The 22,526-nt window shown below is 70.4% G+C and carries 18 protein-coding genes and 2 pseudogenes; 12 read left to right on the plus strand and 8 right to left on the minus strand.

Annotated elements, in window-relative coordinates; genetic code table 11:
* Positions 1-1,245: an AAA family ATPase gene (locus AC16DP_RS28560; RefSeq protein ID WP_483956893.1), complete on the plus strand. Its 1,245-nt coding sequence runs from the start codon at positions 1-3 to the stop codon at positions 1,243-1,245.
* Positions 1,242-1,823 (plus strand): HNH endonuclease family protein, encoded by a 582-nt coding sequence (locus AC16DP_RS28565; RefSeq protein WP_329726382.1) that lies wholly within the window; start codon positions 1,242-1,244, stop codon positions 1,821-1,823. The genes AC16DP_RS28560 and AC16DP_RS28565 overlap by 4 nt, the downstream gene beginning before the upstream one ends.
* Before the next feature lie 21 nt (positions 1,824-1,844).
* Here AC16DP_RS28565 and AC16DP_RS28570 read toward each other — a convergent pair whose 3' ends face one another.
* Both AC16DP_RS28570 and AC16DP_RS28575 read right to left on the minus strand, forming a co-directional pair.
* A complete protein-coding gene (locus AC16DP_RS28570) occupies positions 1,845-2,903 on the minus strand; it encodes an NAD(P)H-dependent flavin oxidoreductase (protein WP_329726383.1) in 1,059 nt (352 codons plus the stop codon).
* 17 nt (positions 2,904-2,920) lie between these two features.
* Positions 2,921-5,107, minus strand: coding sequence for an outer membrane protein assembly factor BamB family protein (locus AC16DP_RS28575; RefSeq protein ID WP_329726384.1), 2,187 nt, complete (start codon positions 5,105-5,107; stop codon positions 2,921-2,923).
* A 103-nt stretch (positions 5,108-5,210) separates the two neighbouring features.
* On the opposite strand from AC16DP_RS28575, the gene AC16DP_RS28580 reads away from it, so the two are divergent.
* The 7 genes from AC16DP_RS28580 (at position 5,211) to AC16DP_RS28610 (ending at position 13,419) form a co-directional block, all read left to right on the plus strand.
* Positions 5,211-7,412 carry an HTH domain-containing protein gene (locus AC16DP_RS28580; protein ID WP_329726385.1) on the plus strand — a complete coding sequence of 734 codons (2,202 nt, stop codon included), beginning with the start codon at positions 5,211-5,213 and terminating at the stop codon, positions 7,410-7,412.
* A gap of 54 nt (positions 7,413-7,466) precedes the next feature.
* Positions 7,467-8,399: a HEAT repeat domain-containing protein gene (locus AC16DP_RS28585; protein ID WP_329726386.1), complete on the plus strand. Its 933-nt coding sequence runs from the start codon at positions 7,467-7,469 to the stop codon at positions 8,397-8,399.
* Between the two features lie 5 nt (positions 8,400-8,404).
* Complete coding sequence (locus AC16DP_RS28590; RefSeq protein ID WP_329726387.1) at positions 8,405-9,010, plus strand: hypothetical protein; 606 nt, start codon at positions 8,405-8,407, stop codon at positions 9,008-9,010.
* A 22-nt stretch (positions 9,011-9,032) separates the two neighbouring features.
* A complete protein-coding gene (locus tag AC16DP_RS28595) occupies positions 9,033-10,358 on the plus strand; it encodes a homoserine dehydrogenase (RefSeq protein WP_329726388.1) in 1,326 nt (441 codons plus the stop codon).
* Positions 10,359-10,465: 107 nt separating this feature from the next.
* Positions 10,466-11,470: a biotin--[acetyl-CoA-carboxylase] ligase gene (locus AC16DP_RS28600; RefSeq protein ID WP_329726389.1), complete on the plus strand. Its 1,005-nt coding sequence runs from the start codon at positions 10,466-10,468 to the stop codon at positions 11,468-11,470.
* Positions 11,471-11,485: 15 nt separating this feature from the next.
* Positions 11,486-12,256: a type III pantothenate kinase gene (locus AC16DP_RS28605; protein ID WP_329726390.1), complete on the plus strand. Its 771-nt coding sequence runs from the start codon at positions 11,486-11,488 to the stop codon at positions 12,254-12,256.
* Positions 12,253-13,419, plus strand: coding sequence for a hypothetical protein (locus tag AC16DP_RS28610; protein WP_329726391.1), 1,167 nt, complete (start codon positions 12,253-12,255; stop codon positions 13,417-13,419). The genes AC16DP_RS28605 and AC16DP_RS28610 overlap by 4 nt, the downstream gene beginning before the upstream one ends.
* Positions 13,420-13,587: 168 nt before the next feature.
* Here AC16DP_RS28610 and AC16DP_RS28615 read toward each other — a convergent pair whose 3' ends face one another.
* The 4 genes from AC16DP_RS28615 to ald form a co-directional block, all read right to left on the minus strand.
* Positions 13,588-15,291 (minus strand): response regulator, encoded by a 1,704-nt coding sequence (locus AC16DP_RS28615; RefSeq protein ID WP_329726392.1) that lies wholly within the window; start codon positions 15,289-15,291, stop codon positions 13,588-13,590.
* A gap of 182 nt (positions 15,292-15,473) precedes the next feature.
* Entirely contained in the window at positions 15,474-16,301 is an 828-nt protein-coding gene (locus AC16DP_RS28620; RefSeq protein WP_329726393.1) for an anti-sigma factor family protein, read from the minus strand.
* Positions 16,302-16,380: 79 nt separating this feature from the next.
* On the minus strand, positions 16,381-17,052 hold the full coding sequence (locus AC16DP_RS28625; RefSeq protein WP_329726394.1) for a sigma-70 family RNA polymerase sigma factor: 672 nt from the start codon (positions 17,050-17,052) through the stop codon (positions 16,381-16,383).
* A 216-nt stretch (positions 17,053-17,268) separates the two neighbouring features.
* Positions 17,269-18,399: an alanine dehydrogenase gene (gene ald, locus AC16DP_RS28630; protein ID WP_329726395.1), complete on the minus strand. Its 1,131-nt coding sequence runs from the start codon at positions 18,397-18,399 to the stop codon at positions 17,269-17,271.
* A gap of 172 nt (positions 18,400-18,571) precedes the next feature.
* On the opposite strand from ald, the gene AC16DP_RS28635 reads away from it, so the two are divergent.
* The gene (locus AC16DP_RS28635; protein WP_329726396.1) at positions 18,572-19,876 is read left to right on the plus strand and encodes a radical SAM family protein; all 1,305 of its coding nucleotides are present in this window, start codon (positions 18,572-18,574) and stop codon (positions 19,874-19,876) included.
* Positions 19,877-19,895: 19 nt separating this feature from the next.
* On the opposite strand, the pseudogene AC16DP_RS28640 reads toward AC16DP_RS28635, so the two are convergent.
* Together AC16DP_RS28640 and AC16DP_RS28645 are read right to left on the minus strand one after the other, a co-directional pair.
* Positions 19,896-20,396, minus strand: a pseudogene (locus AC16DP_RS28640) (response regulator); the annotation flags it as partial.
* Between the two features lie 609 nt (positions 20,397-21,005).
* Positions 21,006-21,518 (minus strand): annotated as a pseudogene (locus tag AC16DP_RS28645) (response regulator); the annotation flags it as partial.
* A 109-nt stretch (positions 21,519-21,627) separates the two neighbouring features.
* Between AC16DP_RS28645 and AC16DP_RS28650 the strand changes: the two are divergent.
* Both AC16DP_RS28650 and AC16DP_RS28655 read left to right on the plus strand, forming a co-directional pair.
* Positions 21,628-22,143: a chemotaxis protein CheW gene (locus AC16DP_RS28650; RefSeq protein WP_329726397.1), complete on the plus strand. Its 516-nt coding sequence runs from the start codon at positions 21,628-21,630 to the stop codon at positions 22,141-22,143.
* Positions 22,140-22,523 carry a Frizzy aggregation protein FrzB gene (locus AC16DP_RS28655; RefSeq protein WP_329726398.1) on the plus strand — a complete coding sequence of 128 codons (384 nt, stop codon included), beginning with the start codon at positions 22,140-22,142 and terminating at the stop codon, positions 22,521-22,523. Before AC16DP_RS28650 ends, AC16DP_RS28655 begins: the two co-directional genes overlap by 4 nt.
* The last annotated feature ends 3 nt before the right edge of the window (positions 22,524-22,526 follow it).

Consider the following 22,526-nt stretch of genomic DNA (forward strand, 5'->3'; position numbering starts at 1 on the left):
ATGCTCGAAGGGCTGAAGCTGGAGGGAGTGGGGCCGAGCCCTCGGATGTCGTTCTCGTTCGCCCCGCGTCTCAACCTGCTGACCGGGGACAATGGCCTCGGCAAGACGTTCGTGCTCGATCTGGCGTGGTGGGCGCTGACTTCTCAAAAATGGGAGTCGCTTACCGCCTTGCCCAGGAAGGACTGGCCGGGAAAGCCCAGGGTCGAGGCCTCGATCGTCAGGGATGACGGCGTTCGTCATCGCTTCTCTCAAACCATTCCGCCTTATCCGATCGATCCGGGTGGCTTCGCAGCCCATCAGGCATTGACCCTCTACGCGCGTGTGGATGGAAGTTTCTCCGTGTGGGATCCCATCCGGAACAACCCACACTGGCAGTCGCGCGTGCAGACGCCATTGCCGGAATATGCGTTCTCACGCGAGGAACTCTGGGACGGCCTGGAGCGGAATGGCCGCGTCGTGTGTAACGGGCTCATCCGCGATTGGGTGTCTTGGCAGCTCAAGAGGTCGGAGTCCTTCGATCGTCTGCGACGTGTCCTACGGGTGCTCTCCTCGGATGATCAGGAGCCTCTGACTCCGGGAGAACCCACGCGCATCGGCATCGACGACGTGCGGGATATTCCCACGCTGGAACTGCCCTACGGCACCGTTCCGCTCACCCACGCATCCGCCGCGGTCAAACGGATCGTGGGGCTGGCCTACCTGCTCGTCTGGGCCTGGGAGGAACACCAACGAGCCGCCGAGCTTTTTCGGGAGGAGACGTCCAAATCCCTCGTGCTGCTCGTGGACGAAGTGGAGGCACACCTTCACCCCCGTTGGCAGCGGCTCATCCTGCCGTCCCTGCTGTCCGTGGCCGGTGAGCTGCGTCCCGACGTCAAGGTGCAGATCCTCGCGGTCACCCACGCGCCGATGTTGCTGGCCTCCGTCGAGCCCCACTTCGACCCGGAGCAGGACGCGCTCTTCATGTTCGACCTCGTCGGAGGCGAGGTGAAGGTCACGCGCGCCGACTGGCGGCCTCGGGGCGATGCCAACGCCTGGCTCACGTCGGAAGTCTTCGACCTCAAGGAACCCCGCTCCGTGGAGGCTGAGGAAGCCATCACCCGCGCGAAGGCCGCCCTCAAGGACCCGCAGCTGCCCATCGAGAAGGTGCGGGAGATCCACAACGAGCTCTACCGGCTGCTCAAGGACACGGATCCCTTCTGGCCTCGCTGGCTGGCCCGTGCGGAGGCCGCGGGGATCGAGCCGTGATCCACGTCGAGCCCCAGCCCGAGCCGCCGGATTTCGACTCCAAGGTCCGTCAGCCGGGCCAGTCCGATCTCGCTTCACCGGACGGTGAACTGCGTCCGCATTGGCAACACTGCGCACTGCAGCTCTGGCACGCCTATCGTGGCGTCTGTGCCTACTCGAGTCTCTACATCCCGCGAGGGACGGGCGCGCGCTCCGTCGATCATCTCCTGCCGAAGTCGAAGCATCGCGATCTGACGTACGAGTGGTCCAACTACCGGCTCGCCTGCCTCCGGATGAATGCACGCAAGAACGCACTGGAGCGCGTGCTCGATCCGTTCGAGGTCCAGGATGGTTGGTTTGCGCTCGAGCTCTCCACGCTTCAGGTCATTCCGGCGGAAGGGCTACCTGAAGACCTGCATCAGCGCGTCGAGGAGACCATTGAGCTGTTGGACCTGAATGACGACGAATTCATCCAGGCCCGGGCCGCCTACTACGAGCTCTTCCAGAGCCGCGAGGTGCAGTTCAGCTACATCCAGAGACACTTCCCTTTCCTGGCCAGGGAGCTCATCCGGCAGGGCATCGTGCGCGAGAGCACCTGAGCCGGACATCTCGGCGCTGCGTCATCCCAGCCGCTCGGACTCCGCGATGAGCTGCCGCACCAGCTCCGCCGCCGGAAGGCCGCGGGAGAGCGCGGCGGCCTGACCCGACCAGAGCGTCATGAAGCGGGGGTCCCCCCGGGCCGCCGCGGCGCTTCGCAGTGCTCCCGTGGCCGCGTGCTGGAGCGGGAAGGGGAGGAGGGTGCCCTCTTCCCGGAATGCCTCCGACAGCGCGTTGGCGAGGCCCCGGGCCGGACGGCCGGACAGGGAGCGGGTGATGACCGTCGAGTCATCCCGGGCCTCCCGGAGCGCGGCCTTGTAGGCGGCCGTGGCGCCCGATTCGGGGCAGGTGAGGAACGCCGTGCCCAGCTGCACGCCGCTCGCCCCGAGCACGCGCGCGGCGGCGATCCCCCTCCCGTCCATGATGCCTCCGCTCGCGATGACCGGGAGGCGCACGGCATCGGCGACCTGGGGCACCAGGGCCATGGTGCCCACCATCCCCGCCTCGAAGGGCTCCGCGAACGTGCCCCGGTGTCCGCCCGCCTCGCTGCCCTGCGCGACCACGGCGTCGACTCCCGCCGCCTCCAGCAGCTTCGCCTCCCGCACGTTCGTCGCCGTCCCGAGGAGCACCACGCCTCGCGCCTTCAGCCGATCGAGTGCCGCGTGCGGTGGAATCCCCAGCGTGAAGCTGAAGATCGGCGCTCCGCTCTCCACCACGGCGTCCACCTGCTCCTCGAAGGGCGGGAACGGCGAGGTGGGGGGCCGCGGCGGCTCGAGCCCGAGCTCCTGGTGGTAGCGCGCCAGCTCGGCCAGCATCCGGCTCGGGTCCGCCGGGGCGGGCGCGGGTTGGGGCGCGAAGAGGTTGATCTGGTAGGGCCGATCGGTCAGCTCGCGCACCCGCCGCGCGAGCCGCACGATGTCCGCGGGCTTCATGTAGGGCGCGCCGATGGAGCCCAGCCCGCCCGCGTTCGACACGGCGGCGACCAGCTCCGGCGTCGTGACGCCCGCCATCGGCGCCTGGATGAGGGGGTGCTCGATCCCGAGCCGCGCCGCGAACTGGCGCCATGCGTGGGTGACGCTCATGACCTGCCTCCAGACTCTCAACTACTCACGACCGCGAAGTGGGAGACGAGCCGGTAGGCCGAGATCGTGCCGAGCTCGTCCAGGAAGTAGAGGTTGAGCTGGGCATCGGCCTGGAGCGCCATCAGGCCCGCGCCGGCCCGCACCTCCGCGAGCACGTTGCCGCTGTCCGGATCCACCGCGCGCACGCGCTCGCCCGGCACCAGCACCACCCCCCGCGAGATGATGGGCTGCAGCGCCTTGGTGAGTTGCTCGCCCGCCGCGCCCACGCGCCAGTCCACCTCGCCCTCGTCGTTCACCCGCGTGGCCGCGCCCAACGCCGACGTCACCAGCACTCCGCCCGGCAGCCTCGCCAGCGCGAAGGGCCCCGGCCCCAGGTGCAGGGTCCGTTGCCACCGTGTCTGGCCGTTCGCATCCAGGCACAGCAGCACGCCTTCGCCCTCCAGCTCCCCGGCCACGTACAGCCGCTTCCCGCTCGGCAGCGGCGCCGAGGGCAGGGCGAGTGACATCTCGTACGTCCACGCCGCCTCGCCCGTGTGCGCGTCCGAGAGCAGCAGCGCGAAGTGCGAGCCCTGTCCCAGGGTGGCCACGAAGCGCCGTCCCCAGGGCACCGGGGCGCCCAGGAAGGGCAGGGAAGCGCTCACCCGGAAGCGCACCTGGCCATCCGAGAGATCCAACCCGTACAGGTACCCCGAGTCCGTCGCCAGCAGCGCCCGGTGGGCGTGGAGGCTCAGGTGGCTGCGCCGCGTGCGCGGAGGCGTCAGGCGCCACATCTCCCGGCCCGTCACCTCGTTGTAGGCCAGGGCGATCCGATCATCCGACAGCGTGAGCAGCAGCCCGTCCTGCCGCAGCAACTGGGGGCCGATGCGCAGCCCATCGTGATCATGCAGCCAGCGTGCGCCCGCGCCCCGGCCCAGGAAGCCGCAGACGCGCACGGCGCTCGCCGCCAGGCTGTAGCCGTCCGTCGAGGCCGCCACGCCGTGCGTCGCCGCCCGCCGCCAGATCTGCTTGCCCGACTTGCGCTCGAAGGCGCACGCCATTTGCGGCGCCGAGTACACCGGCCCCTGGCGTCCCAGCATCAGCCGCCCCTGGTCCGCGTCCGCCAGCTTGCGCTGCACCCACAAGTCATCGAAGCGCAGACGGCGCAGGCGTCCCGGCACCTTCAACGGGCGCGAGGCGGCCGTGGACAGGGCCGTCCGGGCCATCGCCATCCCACTCTCCTCGGGAGGCTGCACCGGCCCGCGCAGGTGCGAGAGCCCCTCCCGGCAGCGCTCGGCCAGCTCCACCAGGTACGGGTTGCCCGCCAGGGCCCGCTCGCGCTCGGACATGGCCACCCCCAGCGCCTGCCCCAGGTGGTACATGGCCTCCACCAGCGCCTGGCCCGTCAGCGGGACGGTGGCCCCGCCCAGCCGCGCCTCGCCCGCCTTCAGGTCCAGCGTCAGCTCCGGACGCACCCCCGCGGGCTCCAGGCCGAAGCGCGGCTCGCCCAGCTCCACCGCCCGCGCCAGGTCCGCCGCCTGCCGCGCCAGCTCCAGCGCCGTCAGGAAGGGCGGCCCCGGCGCGCGCCAGGCCACCGGCCGCTCCGGCAGCGACAGCCACACCTCTCCCGGGCACAGCAGCGACGCCAACGCCGGGCCCTTCTCCTTCGCCGAGCGCCGCAGCACGTCATCCGCGTCGTCCAGCGCGAAGCCGAAGCCGGGCACCCCCGGTGGCGCCACCCGCCGTGTGAAGGGCTCGGGACGCCGCTCCTCCCGGAAGTGGACCGGCTCCTCCAGCTGCTTCAGCGCCCGCTCGAGGGCCTGCTCGGCCGCCCCCGCCAGTCTCCGGGGGGCCACCTTCCGGATGTCGTCCAGGAACCCCTGTCCTCCCACCCGCACCGCCTCCGCCAGTTCCTCCGCGTCCAGCCTCAGCGGTGGGCGCAGCAGCCGGGCCGGCCGCGACAGGCTCGCCACCTGCAGCTCGATGTCCGTTCCTGAACGGCGCAGCACCAGCTCCAGGTGCGCCTCCGTCAGCGACACCTGCGCCAGCCGGCGCCCTCCCGCGTGCAGCCCCGTCACGGCTTCCACGAGCGCCGGCACCGCCTCCACGAGCGGTTCCTCCACCGCTCCGGGCAGCAGATTGACCCCGTCCAGCTCCAGCGAAACGGAATCGTGCGGCGCCTCCGCGGGTTCGCGCTTCCACCGATGTCCGATGCGAAAGCGGATCATCCCTTCCCCATTCGTTGACAACCCAGAATAGCGATGGCTAGCATCCGCCGCCTATACGGACCTACATTTTTGTAACCGTTCGATTTTGTTGGGGAATTAGCCGATGACTTTTTATGAGGCCGCTCTCCGCGTGCTGGAGAGCGAAGGACGTCCCCTCACCTTCCTCGAGATCACCGAGAAGTCGATCGCCCAGAACCTGCTGTCCCACGTGGGCAAGACGCCCGAGCTGACGATGTTGTCGCGGCTCGCGGCGATGGCCCGCAGGACGCGCGATCGCAAGGTGGTCGTCACCGCCAAGGACACCTTCGCGCTCGCCGATTGGGCGTTGCCGGAGGATGCCGAGGCGCTGGCGCTGACGGGGGTGATGGAAGCCCATCCTGAAGAGAGCCTGCCGCCCCTGCGGCCGGTCGAGCGTCACCCGGAGCCGCGCACGGACAACGTGCGGGTGGCCGGCCGTGGCAGCGAGCGCAAGCGCCGCCGGGAGGAGGAGGAGGAGGGACGGGGTGGCCGCCGCCGCCGCTTCCCGCCCATTCCGGAGGTGGTGTTCGAGATCCTCAGCGAGGCCGACCAGGCCCTGCGCCCGGACCAGATCCTGGAGCAGGCGCGGACCAAGGAGCTGGCCGCCGAGGACGCCACGGTGGAGGCGCTGCTCACCGCGCTGCTGGAGGACAACCAGCGCCGCATCGACGCGGGCCGCCGGCCCCAGTTCTCCTTCTCGAAGGAGACGGGAGCGGTGGCGCTGGAGCGTGCCGGTGCGCCGAGCGAGGCTCCGCCGCTGGAGCTGCAGGCCGCCTTCGCCGCCGCGCTGGGCATTCCGCTCGAGGACGGCCGTCCGGTGCTGCCGAGGGCAAGTGCCGCCGCCGCCGCGACGCCCGAGGCCCAGGCCGACGCCGCGCTGCTGACCACGGCGCGTGCCGCGGTGAAGGACGCGCGCAAGGCCGTGGCGCGGGTGCTGCGCAAGCGCCTGGGCGAACTGGAGGTGGGCGCCTTCGAGAAGTCCGTCGTGAAGATGATGCACGCGCTGGGCTTCCGCGAGCTGAAGGTGGCCAAGCGCTCCAAGGAAGGCCCGCTGCTCACCGCGCGCAAGCGCGAGGGCAGCGTGGATCTGCGCTACGCCATCCGCATGCTCAAGGGCACGCCGTCGTTGGATCGTAAGGCGGTGCAGGAGCTGCGCAAGGACCTGGGCCACTACTCGGCGCAGGTGGGCCTGCTGGCGAGCGCCGGGGACGTGCGGGGCGATGCGCGCACCGAGGCCCAGGCGAGCGGCTCGCTGGTGATGCTCTGGTGCGGGGACGCGCTCGGCGAGAAGTTCCTCGAGGCCAAGGCCGCGGTGACCGTCACCACGGTGGAGCTGTACGACGTGGACGAGCGCTTCTTCGAGGTGGCGAAGCTCGAGGCCGACGAGGCCCAGAAGCGCCGCGAGGAGCGCCAGCGCGAGAAGCAGGCCCGCGCCGACGAGGGCGAGGAGGGCGCCGAGGAGTCCGAGACTCCGCGCGAGGCTGGCACCGCCGAGCCGGCCGCGCCGTCGCGCCGCGAGGAGCGTCAGCGGGAGCGGGAGGAGCGCAAGCGTGAGCGGGAGGAGCGCCGCGAGGAGCGCCGCCGCGAGCGTCAGGCCGCCGCCCAGGCAGAGCAGGCCGAGGCCGCCGGAGCCGCTGGTGCTGGTGCTGGTGCCGCCGCCGTCGCGCCCACCGAGGCCACCGCGCCCGCCGGTCTCTCCGAGGAGCAGGAGGGCGAGGAGGGGGACGAGGAGGGCGAGGACGAGGATCTGGAGGCCGCGAGCGCCTTCGTGGCCGGGGGTGGACAGCCCGAGGGTGCGCCGGGAGAGGGCGCCGCCGCGGGTGAGCGCAAGCGCCGCCGCCGCCGCCGCCGGGGCCGTCGCGGCCGGGGTGGCCGGGGTCCAGAGGGCGCGCCGGGTGAGGCCGGTGCCGCGGGTGCGACGCCCGCCGAGGGTGCCGCCGCTGGGGTGACGTCCACCGAGGGTGCCGCTCCCGCCGAGGGTGCCGCTCCCGCCGAGGGTGCCGCCGCCGCCGCCGGGGCCACGTCCGCCGAGGGCGCCGAGGGCCTCGCGGCTCCGGGTGAGGCCACGAGGACGGCCGCCGAGTGGCAGTCGCCCTTCCCGAGTGTGGAGAGCGCCGCCACGGCCGAGGCCCAGCGCACCGCCGCGGAGGAGTACGCCCGGGTGGCCGCCGAGAAGGCCGAGTCCGTCGCCGAGGGGGCCCGTGCGCCCTCGGAGCCGGAGCCCGCGAGCCCCGCCAACGGGCCTGCTTCCTCGGGGAGCGGCTCGCCGGAGGGTGGAAACGCCTGAGGTTCTCGCGCTCCCGCGTGAGAGGCGCGCGGGAGTGCGTTAGGGTAGGCCGGTATGAAGCCCGGCCTGCTCATGGTGTTGATGGCCCTGATGCTCGGCGCCTGCCGTTCGCGGGAGCCGAGCTTTCCGGTCGCGCGCATCTCGATCCAGGGCGCGACGTTGGTCGACAACGGCCTGCTCGGTTGGGCCTCGACGGACGTCCACGACCTCTTCGCCCGCACGCTGCGCGACAGCCGCCGCTTCGAGCTGCTCGGAGAGGGCGACAAGGGCGGGAAGGACAAGCGTGCCCAGGGCGCCTGGACGCTGACGCTCGAGCTGCCCTTCACCCGTGAGGCGCTCAAGGACGGCAGCGCGTACTCCTTCGCCGAGGTGGGCGTCACCCTGTCCATGGAGCGCCGGGGCGAGGAGACCGATCAGCGCTACGAGGTGGTGGGGCTGGGCGAGGTGCGCGTGGAGCGCAAGGACGCCGAGGCCCGGCGCGAGGCCCTGCGCGAGGCCCTTCGCCGTGCGCTCAGCCAGGTGACGCAGGCGGCCGCGCTCCAGCTGGCGGCGGTGGATCGCCCGGACGCGGCGCTGCTTCAGGATCTGCGGTCCCAGGATGACCGCATCCGCCAGTTCGCGCTGCGCGTGCTCGCGGACCGGCGCAACCCCGCGGCGGCGCCGCTGCTGATCAGCCAGCTCCAGGAGGAAGACGATCCGCAGACGGTGCGTCAGGCCATCGGCGCGCTGGCGGAGATGAAGGCGCGGGATGCGGTGCCCGCGCTCATCGACCTGGTGAAGGATCGGGAGATCGGCTTCGTGCAGGAGGTGGTCTTCGCCATCGGGGAGATCGGCGGACCCGAGGCCGAGGCATACCTCTTCACCGTGGCCCAGGGCCACGATCAGCCGGATGTGCAGGCCGCGGCCCAGCAGGCACTGGATACACTCCTGGCATCACGCAAGCTCTCTGCTCCGGAGGCGCGCGGCACGGACCGCGCGGAACACTGACACCTATGAAGCTTTCGTCTGTCGTACGGTGGGGCCTCGGGGCCTCGCTGCTGGTGGTGGGTGCTGGCGCATGCTCCTCGAGCCGGCAGCAGGTGGCCGAGCGGGAGACCCGTCCCGCCGCCAATTCCCTGGCCGCGTACTACCCGCTGGCCGTGGGCAACCGTTGGACGTACCGGGTCAACGGCCGCGCGGACCGGACGGTGGACGTGGAGGTGCTCAAGGAGGAGGACGGGTACTTCCACGACAACCAGGGCGGGCAGCTCTCGGTGGACGGCTTCGGCGTGAGGGATCGCAAGCGCTACCTGCTGCGCGGACCGCTCACCGAGGGCACCCAGTGGACCAACGTGGTGTCCGTGTCCTCCACCGAGCGCTACCGCATCCTCCAGGCGGGAGTGCCCTGCGAGGCGCCCGCGGGCTCCTTCCAGCACTGTGTGCGGGTGGAGGCGCGCAACCGCGTGGATGCGGAGACGACGCTGGTGAACGCGCTCACCTTCGCCGAGGGCGTGGGACTGGTGCGCATCGACGTGTCCGCCGAGAAGAGCAACGGCGAGCGCCTGCCGCAGACGTGGTTGGAGCTGGCGTCCTACAAGCTCCAGGAATCGGGCCGCTGAACAACGCAGGGGAGGGAGTCACGTGAAAGAGATCGGCATCGCCCTGCTGGGACTGGGCAACGTGGGACTGGGGACGTACCGCATCCTCGCCAACCACGCGAAGGACATCGAGCGCCGCCTGGGAGCCCGGGTGCGCGTGCGCCACGTGCTGGTGCGCAACGCGGGCAAGGCGCGGCCCGAGGACGTGCCCGCCTCGCTCATCACCCATGACATGAAGACGATCCTCGAGGACAAGGACGTCTCCGTCGTGGTGGAGGTGATGGGAGGGCTGAGCCCCTCGCGCGAGTACCTCGAGCAGGCCATTGCCTCGGGCCGCAACGTGGTGACGGCGAACAAGGCGCTGCTGTCGGCGTACGGAGAGGCGCTCTACTCGAAGGCCCTGGCGCGCGGGGTGGACGTGCACTTCGAGGGCGCCGTCTGCGGCGGCATCCCCATCATCCGCACGCTGCGCGAGGCGCTCGCGTCGGACCGGGTGGAGTCGCTCACCGGCATCGTCAACGGCACCACCAACTTCATCCTCTCGGCCATGGCCAACGAGGGGGCCAGCTACGCGGACGCGCTCCGGCGCGCGCAGGAGCTCGGCTACGCGGAGGCGGATCCCACGCTGGACGTGAGCGGCATGGACGCGGCGCAGAAGCTGTGCCTGCTGGCCTCGCTGGCCTTCTCCGCGCGCGTGTCCCCCGAGTCCATCCTCGTGGAGGGGATTACGAGCCTCACCCCCACGGACATCGCCTACGGGCGCGAGGCGGGGTACGTGCTCAAGCTGCTCGCCACGGCGCGCCGGGCCCCCGAGGGACTGGACGTGCGCGTGCACCCGGCCTTCATCCCCTCGGCCAGCCCCCTGTCGGACGTGAGCAGCGCCTTCAACGCGGTGCTTCTCCAGTCCGCGGCGCTGGGGGCCTCGCTCTACTCGGGCCGGGGCGCCGGAGACCTGCCCACGGGCAGCGCGGTGGTGTCCGACATCATCGACACCTGCCGCAACCTCCTGGCCGGCGTCTCCGGGCGGCTGCCCCTGCCGTGCCCGCCCCACATCCACGACGTGCCCCTGCTGTCCTCCGGGGAGCGCCGCGGGCCCGTCTACCTGCGCTTCTCCGTGAGCGACGAGCCCGGTGTGCTGGGGCGCATCGCCAGCGTGCTGGGCGAGAAGGGGGTGAGCATCAACTCGGTGCTCCAGCGCCCGCCTCGTCCCGCGGACGCGCACGCCACCATCGTCGTCTTCACCCACGACACCCGCGAGGCGGACGTCTCGGCCGCCGTGCAGTGGATCGACTCACTGCGCAGCACACGTGCACCTACCCAGGTCATCCGCATCGAGGAAGGCCCGGGAGTGTTGCTCGCCAGCCGTTAGGAGGGCAGGCGGGCATCCGAGCGAAGGTTCACCACCCGGCGGGGCCTGTTGAAAGCGGGGCCGCCGATCCCTACCCTGGGAGCCCTTTTTCCAGGGAGGTTCGCGGCATGGGTGTCACGGAGAACGCCGAGCAGACGCAGCAGGAGATCATCCTCGGCTTCCTCGCGGACGGGCGGGAGGAGTTCCTCTCGGGCGAGGCGCTCTCCGCCAAGCTGGGCCTGTCCCGGACCGCGGTGTGGAAGCACGTGCAGTCGCTGCGCGAGAAGGGCTACCGCATCGACGCCGTGCCCGCGCGGGGCTACCGGCTGGTGGACGTGCCGGATCGGCTCTCGCCGCTGGAGCTGGCGCCGCTGCTGTCCACTCACGACCTGGGCCAGAGCATCCACTTCCACGAGTCGCTGCCGTCCACCAACGAGGCCGCCTTCCGGCTGGCGGCGGACGGTGCCGAGCACGGCGAGGTGGTCATCACCGATCAACAGACTGCGGGCAAGGGCCGCCGGGGCCGCACGTGGGTGTCGCCGGCCGGGTTGAACCTGTACTTCTCCGCCATCCTCCGGCCGGAGCTGCCGCCCCAGCGCGCCCCCGAGCTCACCCTGGTGGCCGCGGTGGCGCTCGCCGAGGCGCTGCGCGAGGCGGATGCCGACGCCCTCATCAAGTGGCCCAACGACGTGCAGATCGGCGGCCGCAAGGTGGCGGGCATCCTCACGGAGCTGTCCGCGGAGCCGGAGCGGGTGCACTTCGTGGTGCTGGGCATCGGCGTGAACCTCAACGCGGGCCCCGAGCACTTCCCGCCCGAGGTGGCCAGCACCGCCACGTCGCTCTCCCAGGCGCTGGGCCGGCGCGTCAACCGGGCCCTCTTCACCGCGTCCCTCTGGGGCCGCCTGGAGGAGTGGTTGGATCTGCACCACGAGGTGGGCTTCGAGCCGGTGCGCGCGCGCTGGAAGGAGCTGTCCGCCACGCTGCGCCAGGAGGTGCTGGTGCGTACCGGCGGGTCGGAATTGCGCGGTGTGGCTGAAGACATCGACACGTCGGGTGCACTGCTGGTGCGGACGGCCGGGGGCTCGCTGGAAAGGGTGCTCGCCGGGGATGTGGAGCAACTGCGGCCCCGCTAGACTGCGCGGCGAGCCATGCTTCTCGCCATCGACGTCGGCAACACCAACACGGTGATTGGGGTGTACGAAGGCAAGCGCCTCCTGGACCACTGGCGTCTGGAGACGAGTGCCCGCCGCACGTCGGATGAGTACGGCATCCTGCTGCGCCAGCTCTTCCAGTCGAGCGGGATCGATCCGGACAAGGTGCGCGCGGTGGCGGTGTCCAGCGTGGTGCCGCCGCTGCAGTTCAACCTGGAGCGGATGAGCGAGCGCTACTTCAAGACGCGCCCCATGTTCGTCGGGCCCGGGGTGAAGACGGGCATGCCCATCCTCTACGACAACCCGCGCGAGGTGGGCGCGGACCGCATCGTCAACGCGGTGGCCGCCTACGACAAGCACCACCAGGGCCTCATCGTGGTGGACTTCGGCACGGCCACCACGCTCGACGCGGTGACGCCGAAGGGCGAGTACCTCGGCGGGGCCATCTGCCCCGGCATCAACATCTCCATGGAGGCGCTCTTCCAGAACGCCTCGAAGCTGCCGCGCGTGGAGCTCGCCCGGCCTCCGCACGTGGTGGGCCGCAACACGGTGCACTCCATCCAGTCCGGCCTGTTCTACGGCTACGTGGGCATGGTGGACGGCATCTGCGCCCGCCTCCAGTCGGAGATCGGCTTCGAGACGCGGGTGGTGGCCACCGGTGGCCTGGCGCCCCTGGTGGCCAGCGAGTCCAAGCTCATTCACGAAGTCGACGAGTTCCTCACGCTCGAGGGGCTCCGCATCATCTACGGAAGGAATCACGCCTCATGAGCACCGCTGCCCAGCCGATCCCCGCGGCCCCCGCCGGTTGTCCCATCACCGCCGAGTTCCTCCCGCCCAACATGCGCAAGCATGTGGATCCGGCCGCGCCCGTGCCCCTGCGGATGATGGCCGCCAAGGCGCTGGTGCCGCTGGCGCCCGCGGACATGCTCGGCGCGCTCTTCATGCTCACGTTCGACGCGGACGCGGCGGTGCGGGAGACGGCCGCCAGGTCGGCCGCGGCGCTGCCGGATCGCTTCTCCACGGGCCTGCGCGACGAGGCCGTCGCGCCCCCGGTGCTGGGCTGGTTCCTCTCGCTGCTGGGCGGCAAGGACGCCCTGGCGGAGATGCTCGTGCTCAACCCGTCCACGCCGGATGACGCCGTGGCCGAGGTGGCGCGCACCTGCAGCGCGAAGATCGCGGAGATCATCGGTCAGAACCAGCTGCGCGTGCTGCGCTCCGAGAACATCATCCGCGGCCTGTGCGCCAACCCCCATGCCACCCCGGCGCTGATCGACAACGTGTGCGACTTCGCGGTGCGCAGCGGCATGGCCGTCGCGGATGTGCCCCAGATGCAGGCGGCTCGCGTCCGCGTCTTCGGGCCCTCCGCCGCGCCCCCCGAGGCCGGTCCCACCGCCGAGGAGATCCTCAAGGAGCTCGAGGACGCCACGCCCAAGGCCGCCGCCGCGGCTCCGGCGGAGGCGAAGGAGGGGGAGGATCCCACCGCCGCCATTCCCGAGGCCAAGAAGCTCAGCCTCACCCAGCGCATCATGAAGATGAGCATCGCCCAGAAGATCAAGCTGGCGACGCTGGGCAACAAGGAGGCGCGCAGCTTCCTCATCCGCGACACCAACAAGCTCGTCTGCACCGCCGTGATCCGCAGCCCCCGCATCACCGACGGCGAGGTCCTCAGCTGCGCCACCAACAAGGCCGTCAACGAGGAGGTGTTGCGCATCATCTACAACAGCCGTGAGTTCACGAAGAACTACAAGATCAAGATGGCGCTGTTGAAGAACCCCAAGCTTCCGCTCGCCGTGGGCATGAAGTTCCTCAGCACCCTGCGCGAGAACGACCTCAAGGATCTCAGCCGGGACAAGAACGTCCCATCAGGCCTTCAGAGCGTGGCCAAGAAGATGGTGGACAAGAAGAACGAGCCCAAGAAGGAAGAGAAGTAGGGCTCGGGTGGGGGAGGGGCCCGCTCGGGTTCGAACCCGGGGCCCTCGATACCCTCACCCCGTCCCTCTCCCGATGGGAGAGGGGATGTGACTCGGTGGGGCAGGGGACTCCCTGGGAGGGTCCCCGAGACGACTGTCTCGAGGGGACTCCTCGACGACGGCTCTGCTTCAGGCGACGGCTTCTTCGTCGTCCTCGACTGCCGGCTGCTCCTCCAGGAGCTGCGTGGCGATCGCCAGCGCCTTCTTCGTCTTCTCGCGCAGCTTCTCGTCCGACTTGATGCGCGTGTACAGCCGCGCCACGCGGTCCTCGTTGCGCGCCACCTGCTCCTCCATCTCGGTGATGCGCTTGCGCAGCTCGTCCGTCTCCTGGCCCGCCTGCGCCTTCACCGCCTCCAGCTCCTCGCGCCAGCTGTCGCCCTCGCTCCTCGCCGCCGCCAGCTCCGCCTCCAGCTGCTCCGCCCTCGCCCTCAGCTCCTCCACCTCGCCCGACTGCGCCTGGTACTGCTCCACCTCCGCCTGCAGCGCCGCCGCCCGCGCCGTGGCCCCTCGCGCCTCCTCCTTCGCCGCATTCAGCTGCTGCTCCACCCGGCGCCGCTCCGCCATCAGCTGATCCGCCTTCGTCTTCAGCGTCTTCAGCTCCGCGTCCCGCCGCGCGATCTCGTCCGTCGTCCCGTTGGCCTGCTGCTCCAGCGCCAGCAGCCGATCCTGCTGCTCGACGATCTCCTGCTCCTTCTGGTTCAGCTCGCTCTTGAGGCGGAGGATCTCCCGATCCTTCCGGTTGGACGCCTCACGCAGCGCCAGCGTGGCCGAGTCGTTCTTGCCCACCGAGGCCTTCGCCGTCTCCAGCTCGGTGTTCTTCGTCTCCAGCTCGGCCTCGAGCTCCTGCACCCGCGTCTCCGCGCTGCTGGCCTGGCTGCGCGCATCCTCCAGCGCGCCTTCCATCTCGAGCACCTTGGCGCGCAGGTTGCGCAGCTCGGCCGCGTCCGCCGCCGACATGGCCGGAGCCGCGGGCGTGCTCACCGGAGCCGCCCGGGGCGTGGGGGCCGGCGGCGTAGCGCGGGGCGCGGGCGTCACGGGCGCCGGAGCCGGCCTGGCCACCGGAGCCGGAGTGGGGCGCGCCACCGGAGCAGGGGCCGGCTTCGGAGCCGGGGCCGGCGGGGGCTCCGGCGGCATGAAGCCCACCACCGTCTTGTCGCTGTCCATGCCCAGCGAGTCGAGCGCGTTGTCGTCCTCGCCACCGCCCAGGCCGTCCAGCCCGGAGAAGTCGTCCTCGGGCGAGCTCAGCTCCGGCGGGGCCTCCACCGGCTCCTCGATGCTGCCCGTCACCGGCGGATCATCCACGCTGTCGCCGAACGGGTTGTCGAGCAGCGCCAGCTCCTCGCCGTGGCTCTCCAGCGGCTCGCCCTCGATGGCCAGCTCCTCGCCCTGCACCGGCTCGTCGCCCAGTCCGTCCAGTCCGCCCAGGCTCAGGCCGTCATCGACGACCTCGCCCGCGGGCAGCTCCGGGAAGCCGATCAGCGCACCGGCGCGATCCACCAGCTCGTCGGCGTTCACCGGCTTGGCCACGTAGTCGTCCGCGTGCGCCTTCAGCTTGCGGTGCTGAGCGAAACCATCCGGGTTGCCGATGATGATGATCGGAATCGTCTTGAGCTCATCGTCCTTCTTCAGCTTGCCGCAGATCAGATAGCCGTTCTGTCCGGCCGAGAGATCCACCGCGAGCACCACCAGCTCGGGCCGATCACGGCGGATCTGCTCCACGCTGCCCTTGCCGTCGGTGGTCTCCTGCACCGCGAAGCCGCGGGCCTCCAGGGCCTGCCGCAGATTCGCGGAGAGGGCGGTGTCACTTTCGACGATCAGGATGTTCTTGGACATGGAAGGGATGCCGGACCTGTTGGGGCGTGCGCGTCGCGCGTCGGAGACGGGAGACGGCCACGCTGGAAAACTCGCTCGGGGAGGCTATCGGTGCCTACCGGGACCGTCAATCTTCGGTCCAGTCGGAGTTCCAGGCAGTCCAGCTCGTGGGGCAGGCGGGCAGCCCGCGCCGCACGGGTGCTTCAGCGCTGTAGCGACACGGGCCGCGCGGCCACGTCCGGCGAGACCGGATGCGACGGCCGGCTCTTCATCGCCGCCTGCTCGGCCACCATGCGGCGGATGTCCGATTCGTCCAGGTCACTCACCAACTCGTAGACGATCTCCTCGTCCCGCCACACCGCCACGTTGTACCCGTGGCTGGAGCCCACCTGCACGGAGGGCAGGGGAGGGGCCTCCACCTCGCGCTTGGCGTCGTCGAAGACGAACAGGCCGATGCGCCGGGCCGGCGCGCCCTGCTTGTCCGCGTTGCGCTCGTAGCTGATGTACGCGGCGGGGTACTTCTCCACGTTGGAGATGCGCGCTCCGGCCAGCTGCACGTTGGGCAGCCGGGGCACGGAGACCCGGTGGTCCAACTTGCCGTCGAACCAGGCCTCCACGTGCTCGTGCGAGTGGCCCGCGACCTCCACCGGCAACTGCCGGGCGTGCCAGCGCGCGGCGTCCTCCACGAAGCGCTGCCGCTGCTCGGGCCGCAGCACCATCCACGCGCCGCCGGCCATCAGCACCACCACGGCCGCGGCGCTCGCGCGCAACCACCACATCTGCGTGTCGCGGCGCTGCTCCTGGCGGATGCCCAGCTGGATCCGCGCCCTCAGCGCATCCGGAGCGCGGGTGGTCTCCACCGCGTGACGCGCGGCCCGGCGCAGCGACTGCTGCATCCGGACTTCCATGTTCACCCGCTGCGCGCACTCGGCACAGCCGGTGAGGTGCGCTTCAACGTCCAGCCGCTCCTCGGGCTGAAACTCGCCGTCGAGGAACGGGTAGAGGATGGAATCGAGTTCCTGGCAGGTCATGAGCGCTCAGGGCGGGAGATGGTTGGGGTCCCGTTCGGAAATATCGTGAAGAAATATTTCCGGGGCCATCAACCTCGATCTACCCCACCTTCTTCCTGCGTCGGTAATCTTCGAGGTTCGTCGGTGATCCCGCGGCGGCGGCCGTGCTGTCCCCATTCGCCGCCTCGCCCCCGTCCTGACGCAGCACGCCAGAGCCCTGCGCGTACTCGCGCAGCGTCTTCTGCAGCAGCTTGCGTCCGCGGAACAGGCGGCTCATCACAGTACCCACGGGGCACTCGAGGATCTCCGCGATCTCCTTGTAGGAGAACTCCTGCAGGTCCGCGAGGATGACCACCAGCCGGAAGTCGATGGGCAGCGCGTCGATGGCGCGCAACACATCATCCGACAGGAGGCGATCGAAGAAGTACTGCTCGGGGTTGGCCGCGAAGTCCGTCGCGTCCCGGCTCACGAAGCGCTCGTGCACCGCCTCGCGCTCCACACCTTCCACCACACTGCGCTCCTTCACCTTGCGCCGGTAGCGGTTGATGAAGGTGTTGGTGAGGATCTTGAAGAGCCAGGCCTTGATGTTGGTGCCGCGTTCGAACTTGTCGAAGAAGCGGTAGGCCCGCATGCAGGTGTCCTGCACCAGGTCCTCGGCGTCCCGCTCATTCTTCGTCAGCCTCAGGGCCGCGGAGTATAGCGGGTCGAGGTGGGCCAGGGCCAGTTCCTCGAATTCCTGCTTCGTCCGGTTGTTCTGCCTGAAGTCCAGCATGCTCCCGCCTTCCAGAGGCCCGAAATTACAGGCAATTGAGTCGTTACCTACCCGGCAATGTATGCACGGGAACAGACTGGGCAACAACACAAAGCCCGCTGGCGCCGTTTGCACGGCTGCCCCAGCGGGCGGGAGACAACCGGCGGGGAGAATTATTCCCTGATTTCGGGAGCAACCCCTCCGCCGGGGTGTCGCACTGTGGATGACCGGAAACTACTACCGGCCCTTGGCGCCGATGGCGTCGAAGATGGACATGTAGTTGTAGCCGAGGTCCTTGGCGACGGCCTCGTAGGTGACCTGGCCGTTGTAGGTGTTGAGGCCGCGGGCCAGGGCCTTGTCGGCCTTGATGGCCTCGACGAGGCCCATGTCGGCGATCTTCCGGGCGTAGGGCCGGGTGGTGTTGGTGAGGGCGAAGGTGGAGGTCTGGGGCACCGCGCCGGGCATGTTGGCCACGCAGTAGTGCACCACGCCGTGCTTCACGAAGGTGGGGTTGTCGTGGGTGGTGGGGACGCAGGTCTCGATGCAGCCGCCCTGGTCCACCGCCACGTCCACCACCACGGAGCCGGGGCTCATCTCGGCCACGAGGGCCTCGGAGACGAGCTTGGGCGCCGCGGCGCCGGGGATGAGCACGCCGCCGACGACGATGTCCGCCTCGCGCACGCTCTTGGCGATGCTCTCGGTGTCCGAGGCCAGCGTGGCCACGCGGCCGAGGAACACGTCATCCAGGTAGGTGAGGCGCTCGAGGTTGACGTCGAGGATGGTGACCTCGGCGCCCATGCCCACGGCGACCTTGGCCGCGCAGGTGCCCACCACGCCGCCACCGATGATGGTGACGCGGCCGCGGCGCACGCCGGGCACGCCGCCCAGGAGGATTCCCTTGCCCCCGTGCGCCTTCTCCAGGCACGCGGCGCCGACCTGGATGGCCATCTTGCCGGCCACCTCGGACATCGGCTTGAGCAGGGGCAGCGAGCCGTCATCCAGCTGGATGGTCTCGTACGCCACCGCGGAGGCCTTCTTCTTCACCAGGGTGCGCGTGAGCTCGGGGTCCACGCCGGACAGGTGGAAGTAGGTGTAGATGATCTGCCCGTTCTGGATGCGCTCGTACTCGGGCGCGATGGGCTCCTTCACCTTGACGATCATCTCGGCGCGCTTCCACACCTCGTCCGCGCTCTGGACGATCTGCGCGCCAACGCGCTGGTATTCCGAGTCGGGGATGCCGGAGCCGACGCCGGCGTTCGTCTCGACCAGAACCGTGTGGCCCGCGCTGGTCAGGGCGCGAACGCCCGCCGGAACCATGCCGACACGGTACTCGCGGGTCTTGATCTCCTTGGGGACTCCGACAATCACTTGAGCTGCCTCCGAAATGTCCGCGATAAGGGACGCAAAAGCGGGCGGACCCTAGGCAGGGGCCCTGGGGGAGTCAAGACGCGCTCCGGCATGGGGCCATCCGGAGAGCCATACGGCTCGTGAATGCGCGGCGCGTCGAAAGCTTCGCCCGCCAGTGATAGTTAACGAGGTCATGACTTTGGCACCGAAGCTGTTGTTCGCGGATCCGAAGGGGCGCGTGATGGAGCACCCTTATCTGCTGGCCACCCTGCGCAGCGGGGAGGAGCTCGTTCCCCCGCAGGACAAGCCCATTCCGCTGCCGTCCGCTGGCCGGCTCGTCCACCTGCCGGGCCGGCTGCCCGTGGGCATCGATCCCGAGACGGGGGAGCTGGAGCTCGTCCGCGAGATCAAGATGAACGGGAAGACCTTCGTGCCCAACGCGGTGGGCGCGCTGCTGCCTCCGGGCTACACGCGGACGTTCCTGCCCGGCGAGGTGAAGGCGGACGGTCCCGTGCTTCCGCAGTGGGCCTATACCGCCGCCGCCTGGGGCGAGGACGGTCCGGTGGCCTGGGCCATCCACACCGACAAGCGCTCGCACTGGGATCCGGAGAAGTACTCCACCCCCGAGCTGAAGAAGATCGTCGACGCGCACCTGGCGCGCTTCCCCGGCAACCGCGTGCTCAAGCAGCTCACCACGTGCGCGATGCTGTACCGGTGCTTCACCTCGCAGAACATCTTCTACGTGCGCGACGAGGGCGCCATCCCCGCCTCGGTGATGTGCAACGCGCGCTGCGTGGGGTGCATCTCGGATCAGCCCGCGGATGGGCCTCCCGCCTCGCACGAGCGCATGAATGACGGGCCCACCGGCGAGGAGATGGGACGGATCGGCCTGTACCACCTGGAGCATGCGCCGGGCCGCACCATGGTCAGCTTCGGCCAGGGCTGCGAGGGCGAGCCGCTCACCCGGTGGAAGTTCATCGCCGAGGCCATCCGCTACATGCGCGAGCGCACCTCGCGCGGCTCCATCAACATCAACACCAACGCGAGCCTCACCAAGGGACTCGAGGCGCTCTTCGACGCGGGGCTGGACGCCATCCGCGTGTCGCTCAACTCGGCGTCGAAGGAGCTCTACGAGGCCTACTACAAGCCGGTGAAGTACGGCTGGGAGGACGTGGAGGCGTCCATCGCCCTGGCGCGCGAGCGGGGGGCGTACCTCGCGCTCAACCTGCTGCTCTTCCCGGGCGTCACCGATCGCGAGGGCGAGGTGAAGGCCCTGGAGCGGCTGGTGAAGAAGTACAAGGTGGACCAGGTGCAGACGCGCTCGCTGTGCATCGATCCCATCCAGTACCTGGAGGTGGCGCGAGACAAGGGCGCGGGCGGCGAGCCCGTGGGCATCCGCACGCTGCTGCGCCGGCTCAAGGCGGCCCGGCCGGGGTTGATCATCGGCAACTTCGCGCGCGGGCTCGACGAGCGGGAGAACGCGGCCAACGCGCGTTGAAGCAGGGCTCGAGCGCGGGTTACTCCTGCAGCTCCTTCGCCACCAGGTGGCCCAGCACGGCGTCCTTCGGCACGTAGCCGTCGGCGCCGGCCTCGCGGCAGATGCGCTGCAGCTCCTCGATGTTCTCGCCGGAGCACAGCAGCACCTTGATGCCCTTGAAGAGGCTGTTGCTCTTGATGAACCGGCAGAACTGCTCGCCGTTCACGTTGGGCATGCGCACGTCCAACAGCACCAGGTCCGGGCGCGTCTGCTTCTTCAGGATGATCTTCGTCGCCTTGTCCGCGGAGTCGGCGATGTGCACCTCGAAGCCCTTGCTCACCAGGTCCGCTTCGATGATGCGCGCCGTCATCTCACTGTCATCGACGATGAGGATGCGGGGTTTCCTTCCGGCCGCCGCCGCCATCTTCGCGGCCGAGGGGAATCCACCCGTCGCGGCCGGAGCGGGCGCGGCGGCAGGCGCGGCCGGAGCCGGAGTGGCCGCCGCAGCGGGTGCGGCCGCCGGGGCAGGGGACGCCGCCGGAGTGTGGGCGGGCGCGGCCGCCTGAGGCGCCACGGGGACCGGAGCCGGGCCATGCGCGGCGGGAGCCGGCTGGGCCGTCGCCGCGTGGGCCGCCGGAGCCGTGGGATGCGCCGCGACGGGAGCCGCGGGCCTCGCGGGCGCCGTCGCCGGAGGAGCGGCATGCGCCGGAGCCGTGGTGCGCGGAGCCGTCGGAGCGGGGGGGGCGCCCGCCGCCGGAGCGGAGTGCGCACCCGCCGGGGCCTGCGCCACCGGACGAGGCTGGGCCACCTGTCCCGGGACGGGCGCGCGAGGAGCGGCCGGTGCCGCATGGGCGCCCGCCGCCGGAGCGGGGTGCGCACCCGCCGGAGCCTGCGCTACTGGACGAGGCTGGGCCACCTGTCCCGCGACGGGCGCGCGAGGAGCGGCCGGTGCCGCATGGGCTCCCGCCGCTGGAGCGGGATGGGCTGCCGCGGCCGGTGTCGGATGGGCGCCCGCCGGAGCCTGCGCTACCGGACGAGGCTGGGCCACCTGTCCCGCGACGGGGGCACGTGGGCCGGGAATCGCCTGTCCCGGAGCCGCCGCGGGGGCGACGCGAGGCGGCGCGGCGACATTCGCCTGGGGAACTCCAGGTCCGGTGGGGCGGGGACCGGGCGCGGCGGCGGGGGGACGGGTTGCCGGTGCCACCGCGGGCGGGCGGGGGGCCGCCGTGGTCCCCGCAGGGCGGGCGGCCGGGGCGGCGGGCGCTGCCGCTGGACGTGCGGGTGCGGCCGCACTGGCCGTGGGGGCCCTCAGGATGCGCATGATGCCGCCGATCACCGCCTCGATGCCGCCCCCCTTGAGGATGTAGGCGTCCGCGCCCGAGTTCCGGGTCTTGGCCGCCAGTTCCTCCTCGGAGATGTCCGAGTAGAGGACCAGCTTGGAGGTGACCTTCTTCTGGGTGCGGAGGTACTCGACGACGTCATCGCCGAACATCTCCGGCATGTTCACGTCCATGAGGATGAGCGCGAACGGTCCCTCGGCGAGCTTCTGGTCGAGGCTCGCCAGGTCGGTCGCTCCGGTGGCGTGGTAGCCGGCAGCGGAGAGGGCCCGGACCGTGAGTTCCACCAGCATCGGGCTATCATCGATGACCAGTACGCGAGACATCTGCCTCCTCAAGGAATACTGCTGTTACCCTACACCGTTGAGTGGGCCCGGACCATGTGATTCGGTCCTCTCTTGACCCACTTCGCTAGCCTCCGGATACTTTGGCGCCTTGACCAATACTCCCCTTCAGCGTGCGCTTCGGAAGGCTCCCGACCGAGCCATCACGGGCCAGGCCCGGCCGGAGCAGGAATTCTTCTGCTTCCGCGTGGGTGAGCTTCGCCTCGCGGTCCCCAGTGAGAATGTCCTCGAGGTCATTCGCACCGGGCTCCTCACGCCCCTTCCGCGAACTCCATCCTTCCTCCTGGGTGTTACCGGCCATCGCGGCGAGGTACTCCCCGTGATGGATCTCCTGCGCTTCCTTGGCAAGGGGGAGGCCCGCGTCGGGGCCAGGACCCGGCTCTTCATCGGCACCAGCGGCAACTACCGCGTCGGTGTGGTGGCGGATGCGGTGCTCGGCCTGCGGCGCATCCCCGTGGCCGACATCCTTCCTCCTCCCCTGGGCGGGGATGCGGCCGTCGAGCACCTGCTCGGCGTCCATGGGGGCGCCACGCCCCAGGATGCCATCGCCCTCATCAACTTCACCAAGCTGCTCCAGAGCGCCCGGCAGCGGGCGGTGGTGCGATGATCTACGACGATCACTCGCCCGACCCGTCCGAGCAGAACGAGGTCGACCTCCTCTTCTTCGAGGTCGGCGGCGTCGTCTACGGCACCGATGCCCAGCAGGTGCTGCGCATCGATCGCTCGCACCCGGACGATCTGGAAGTGCCGGGGCTCGGTCCGCTCAAGCGTGGCGGCCGCGCGCTCGTCTTCGACACTCCTGAAGGGGAGGGCCACCTGAAGGTGGACGCCATCCGCGGCGTGCGGCCCGTCCCCATCCTGGACCTGCGGCGCCTGCCGGTCGTGGCTGGTGCGGCACCGTATGCGGTCGGTGTGTTCCTCGACCAGGAACGCCCCGTGATGCTCATCGATCTCGTTGAAACCTTGAATGCTCAAGGAAGGCACTGAAGG

The sequence above is a fragment of the Archangium sp. genome (assembly GCF_057119385.1).

What these genes read in the sequence shown, in the direction of transcription:
- AC16DP_RS28560 (WP_483956893.1), top strand. Translation starts at nt 1, where the DNA reads ATGCTCGAAGGGCTGAAGCTGGAGGGAGTGGGGCCGAGCCCTCGGATG.
- AC16DP_RS28570 (WP_329726383.1), bottom strand. Translation starts at nt 2,903, where the DNA reads ATGAGCGTCACCCACGCATGGCGCCAGTTCGCGGCGCGGCTCGGGATC.
- AC16DP_RS28575 (WP_329726384.1), bottom strand. Translation starts at nt 5,107, where the DNA reads ATGATCCGCTTTCGCATCGGACATCGGTGGAAGCGCGAACCCGCGGAG.
- AC16DP_RS28580 (WP_329726385.1), top strand. Translation starts at nt 5,211, where the DNA reads ATGACTTTTTATGAGGCCGCTCTCCGCGTGCTGGAGAGCGAAGGACGT.
- AC16DP_RS28585 (WP_329726386.1), top strand. Translation starts at nt 7,467, where the DNA reads ATGAAGCCCGGCCTGCTCATGGTGTTGATGGCCCTGATGCTCGGCGCC.
- AC16DP_RS28590 (WP_329726387.1), top strand. Translation starts at nt 8,405, where the DNA reads ATGAAGCTTTCGTCTGTCGTACGGTGGGGCCTCGGGGCCTCGCTGCTG.
- AC16DP_RS28600 (WP_329726389.1), top strand. Translation starts at nt 10,466, where the DNA reads ATGGGTGTCACGGAGAACGCCGAGCAGACGCAGCAGGAGATCATCCTC.
- AC16DP_RS28605 (WP_329726390.1), top strand. Translation starts at nt 11,486, where the DNA reads ATGCTTCTCGCCATCGACGTCGGCAACACCAACACGGTGATTGGGGTG.
- AC16DP_RS28610 (WP_329726391.1), top strand. Translation starts at nt 12,253, where the DNA reads ATGAGCACCGCTGCCCAGCCGATCCCCGCGGCCCCCGCCGGTTGTCCC.
- AC16DP_RS28615 (WP_329726392.1), bottom strand. Translation starts at nt 15,291, where the DNA reads ATGTCCAAGAACATCCTGATCGTCGAAAGTGACACCGCCCTCTCCGCG.
- AC16DP_RS28620 (WP_329726393.1), bottom strand. Translation starts at nt 16,301, where the DNA reads ATGACCTGCCAGGAACTCGATTCCATCCTCTACCCGTTCCTCGACGGC.
- AC16DP_RS28625 (WP_329726394.1), bottom strand. Translation starts at nt 17,052, where the DNA reads ATGCTGGACTTCAGGCAGAACAACCGGACGAAGCAGGAATTCGAGGAA.
- AC16DP_RS28635 (WP_329726396.1), top strand. Translation starts at nt 18,572, where the DNA reads ATGACTTTGGCACCGAAGCTGTTGTTCGCGGATCCGAAGGGGCGCGTG.
- AC16DP_RS28655 (WP_329726398.1), top strand. Translation starts at nt 22,140, where the DNA reads ATGATCTACGACGATCACTCGCCCGACCCGTCCGAGCAGAACGAGGTC.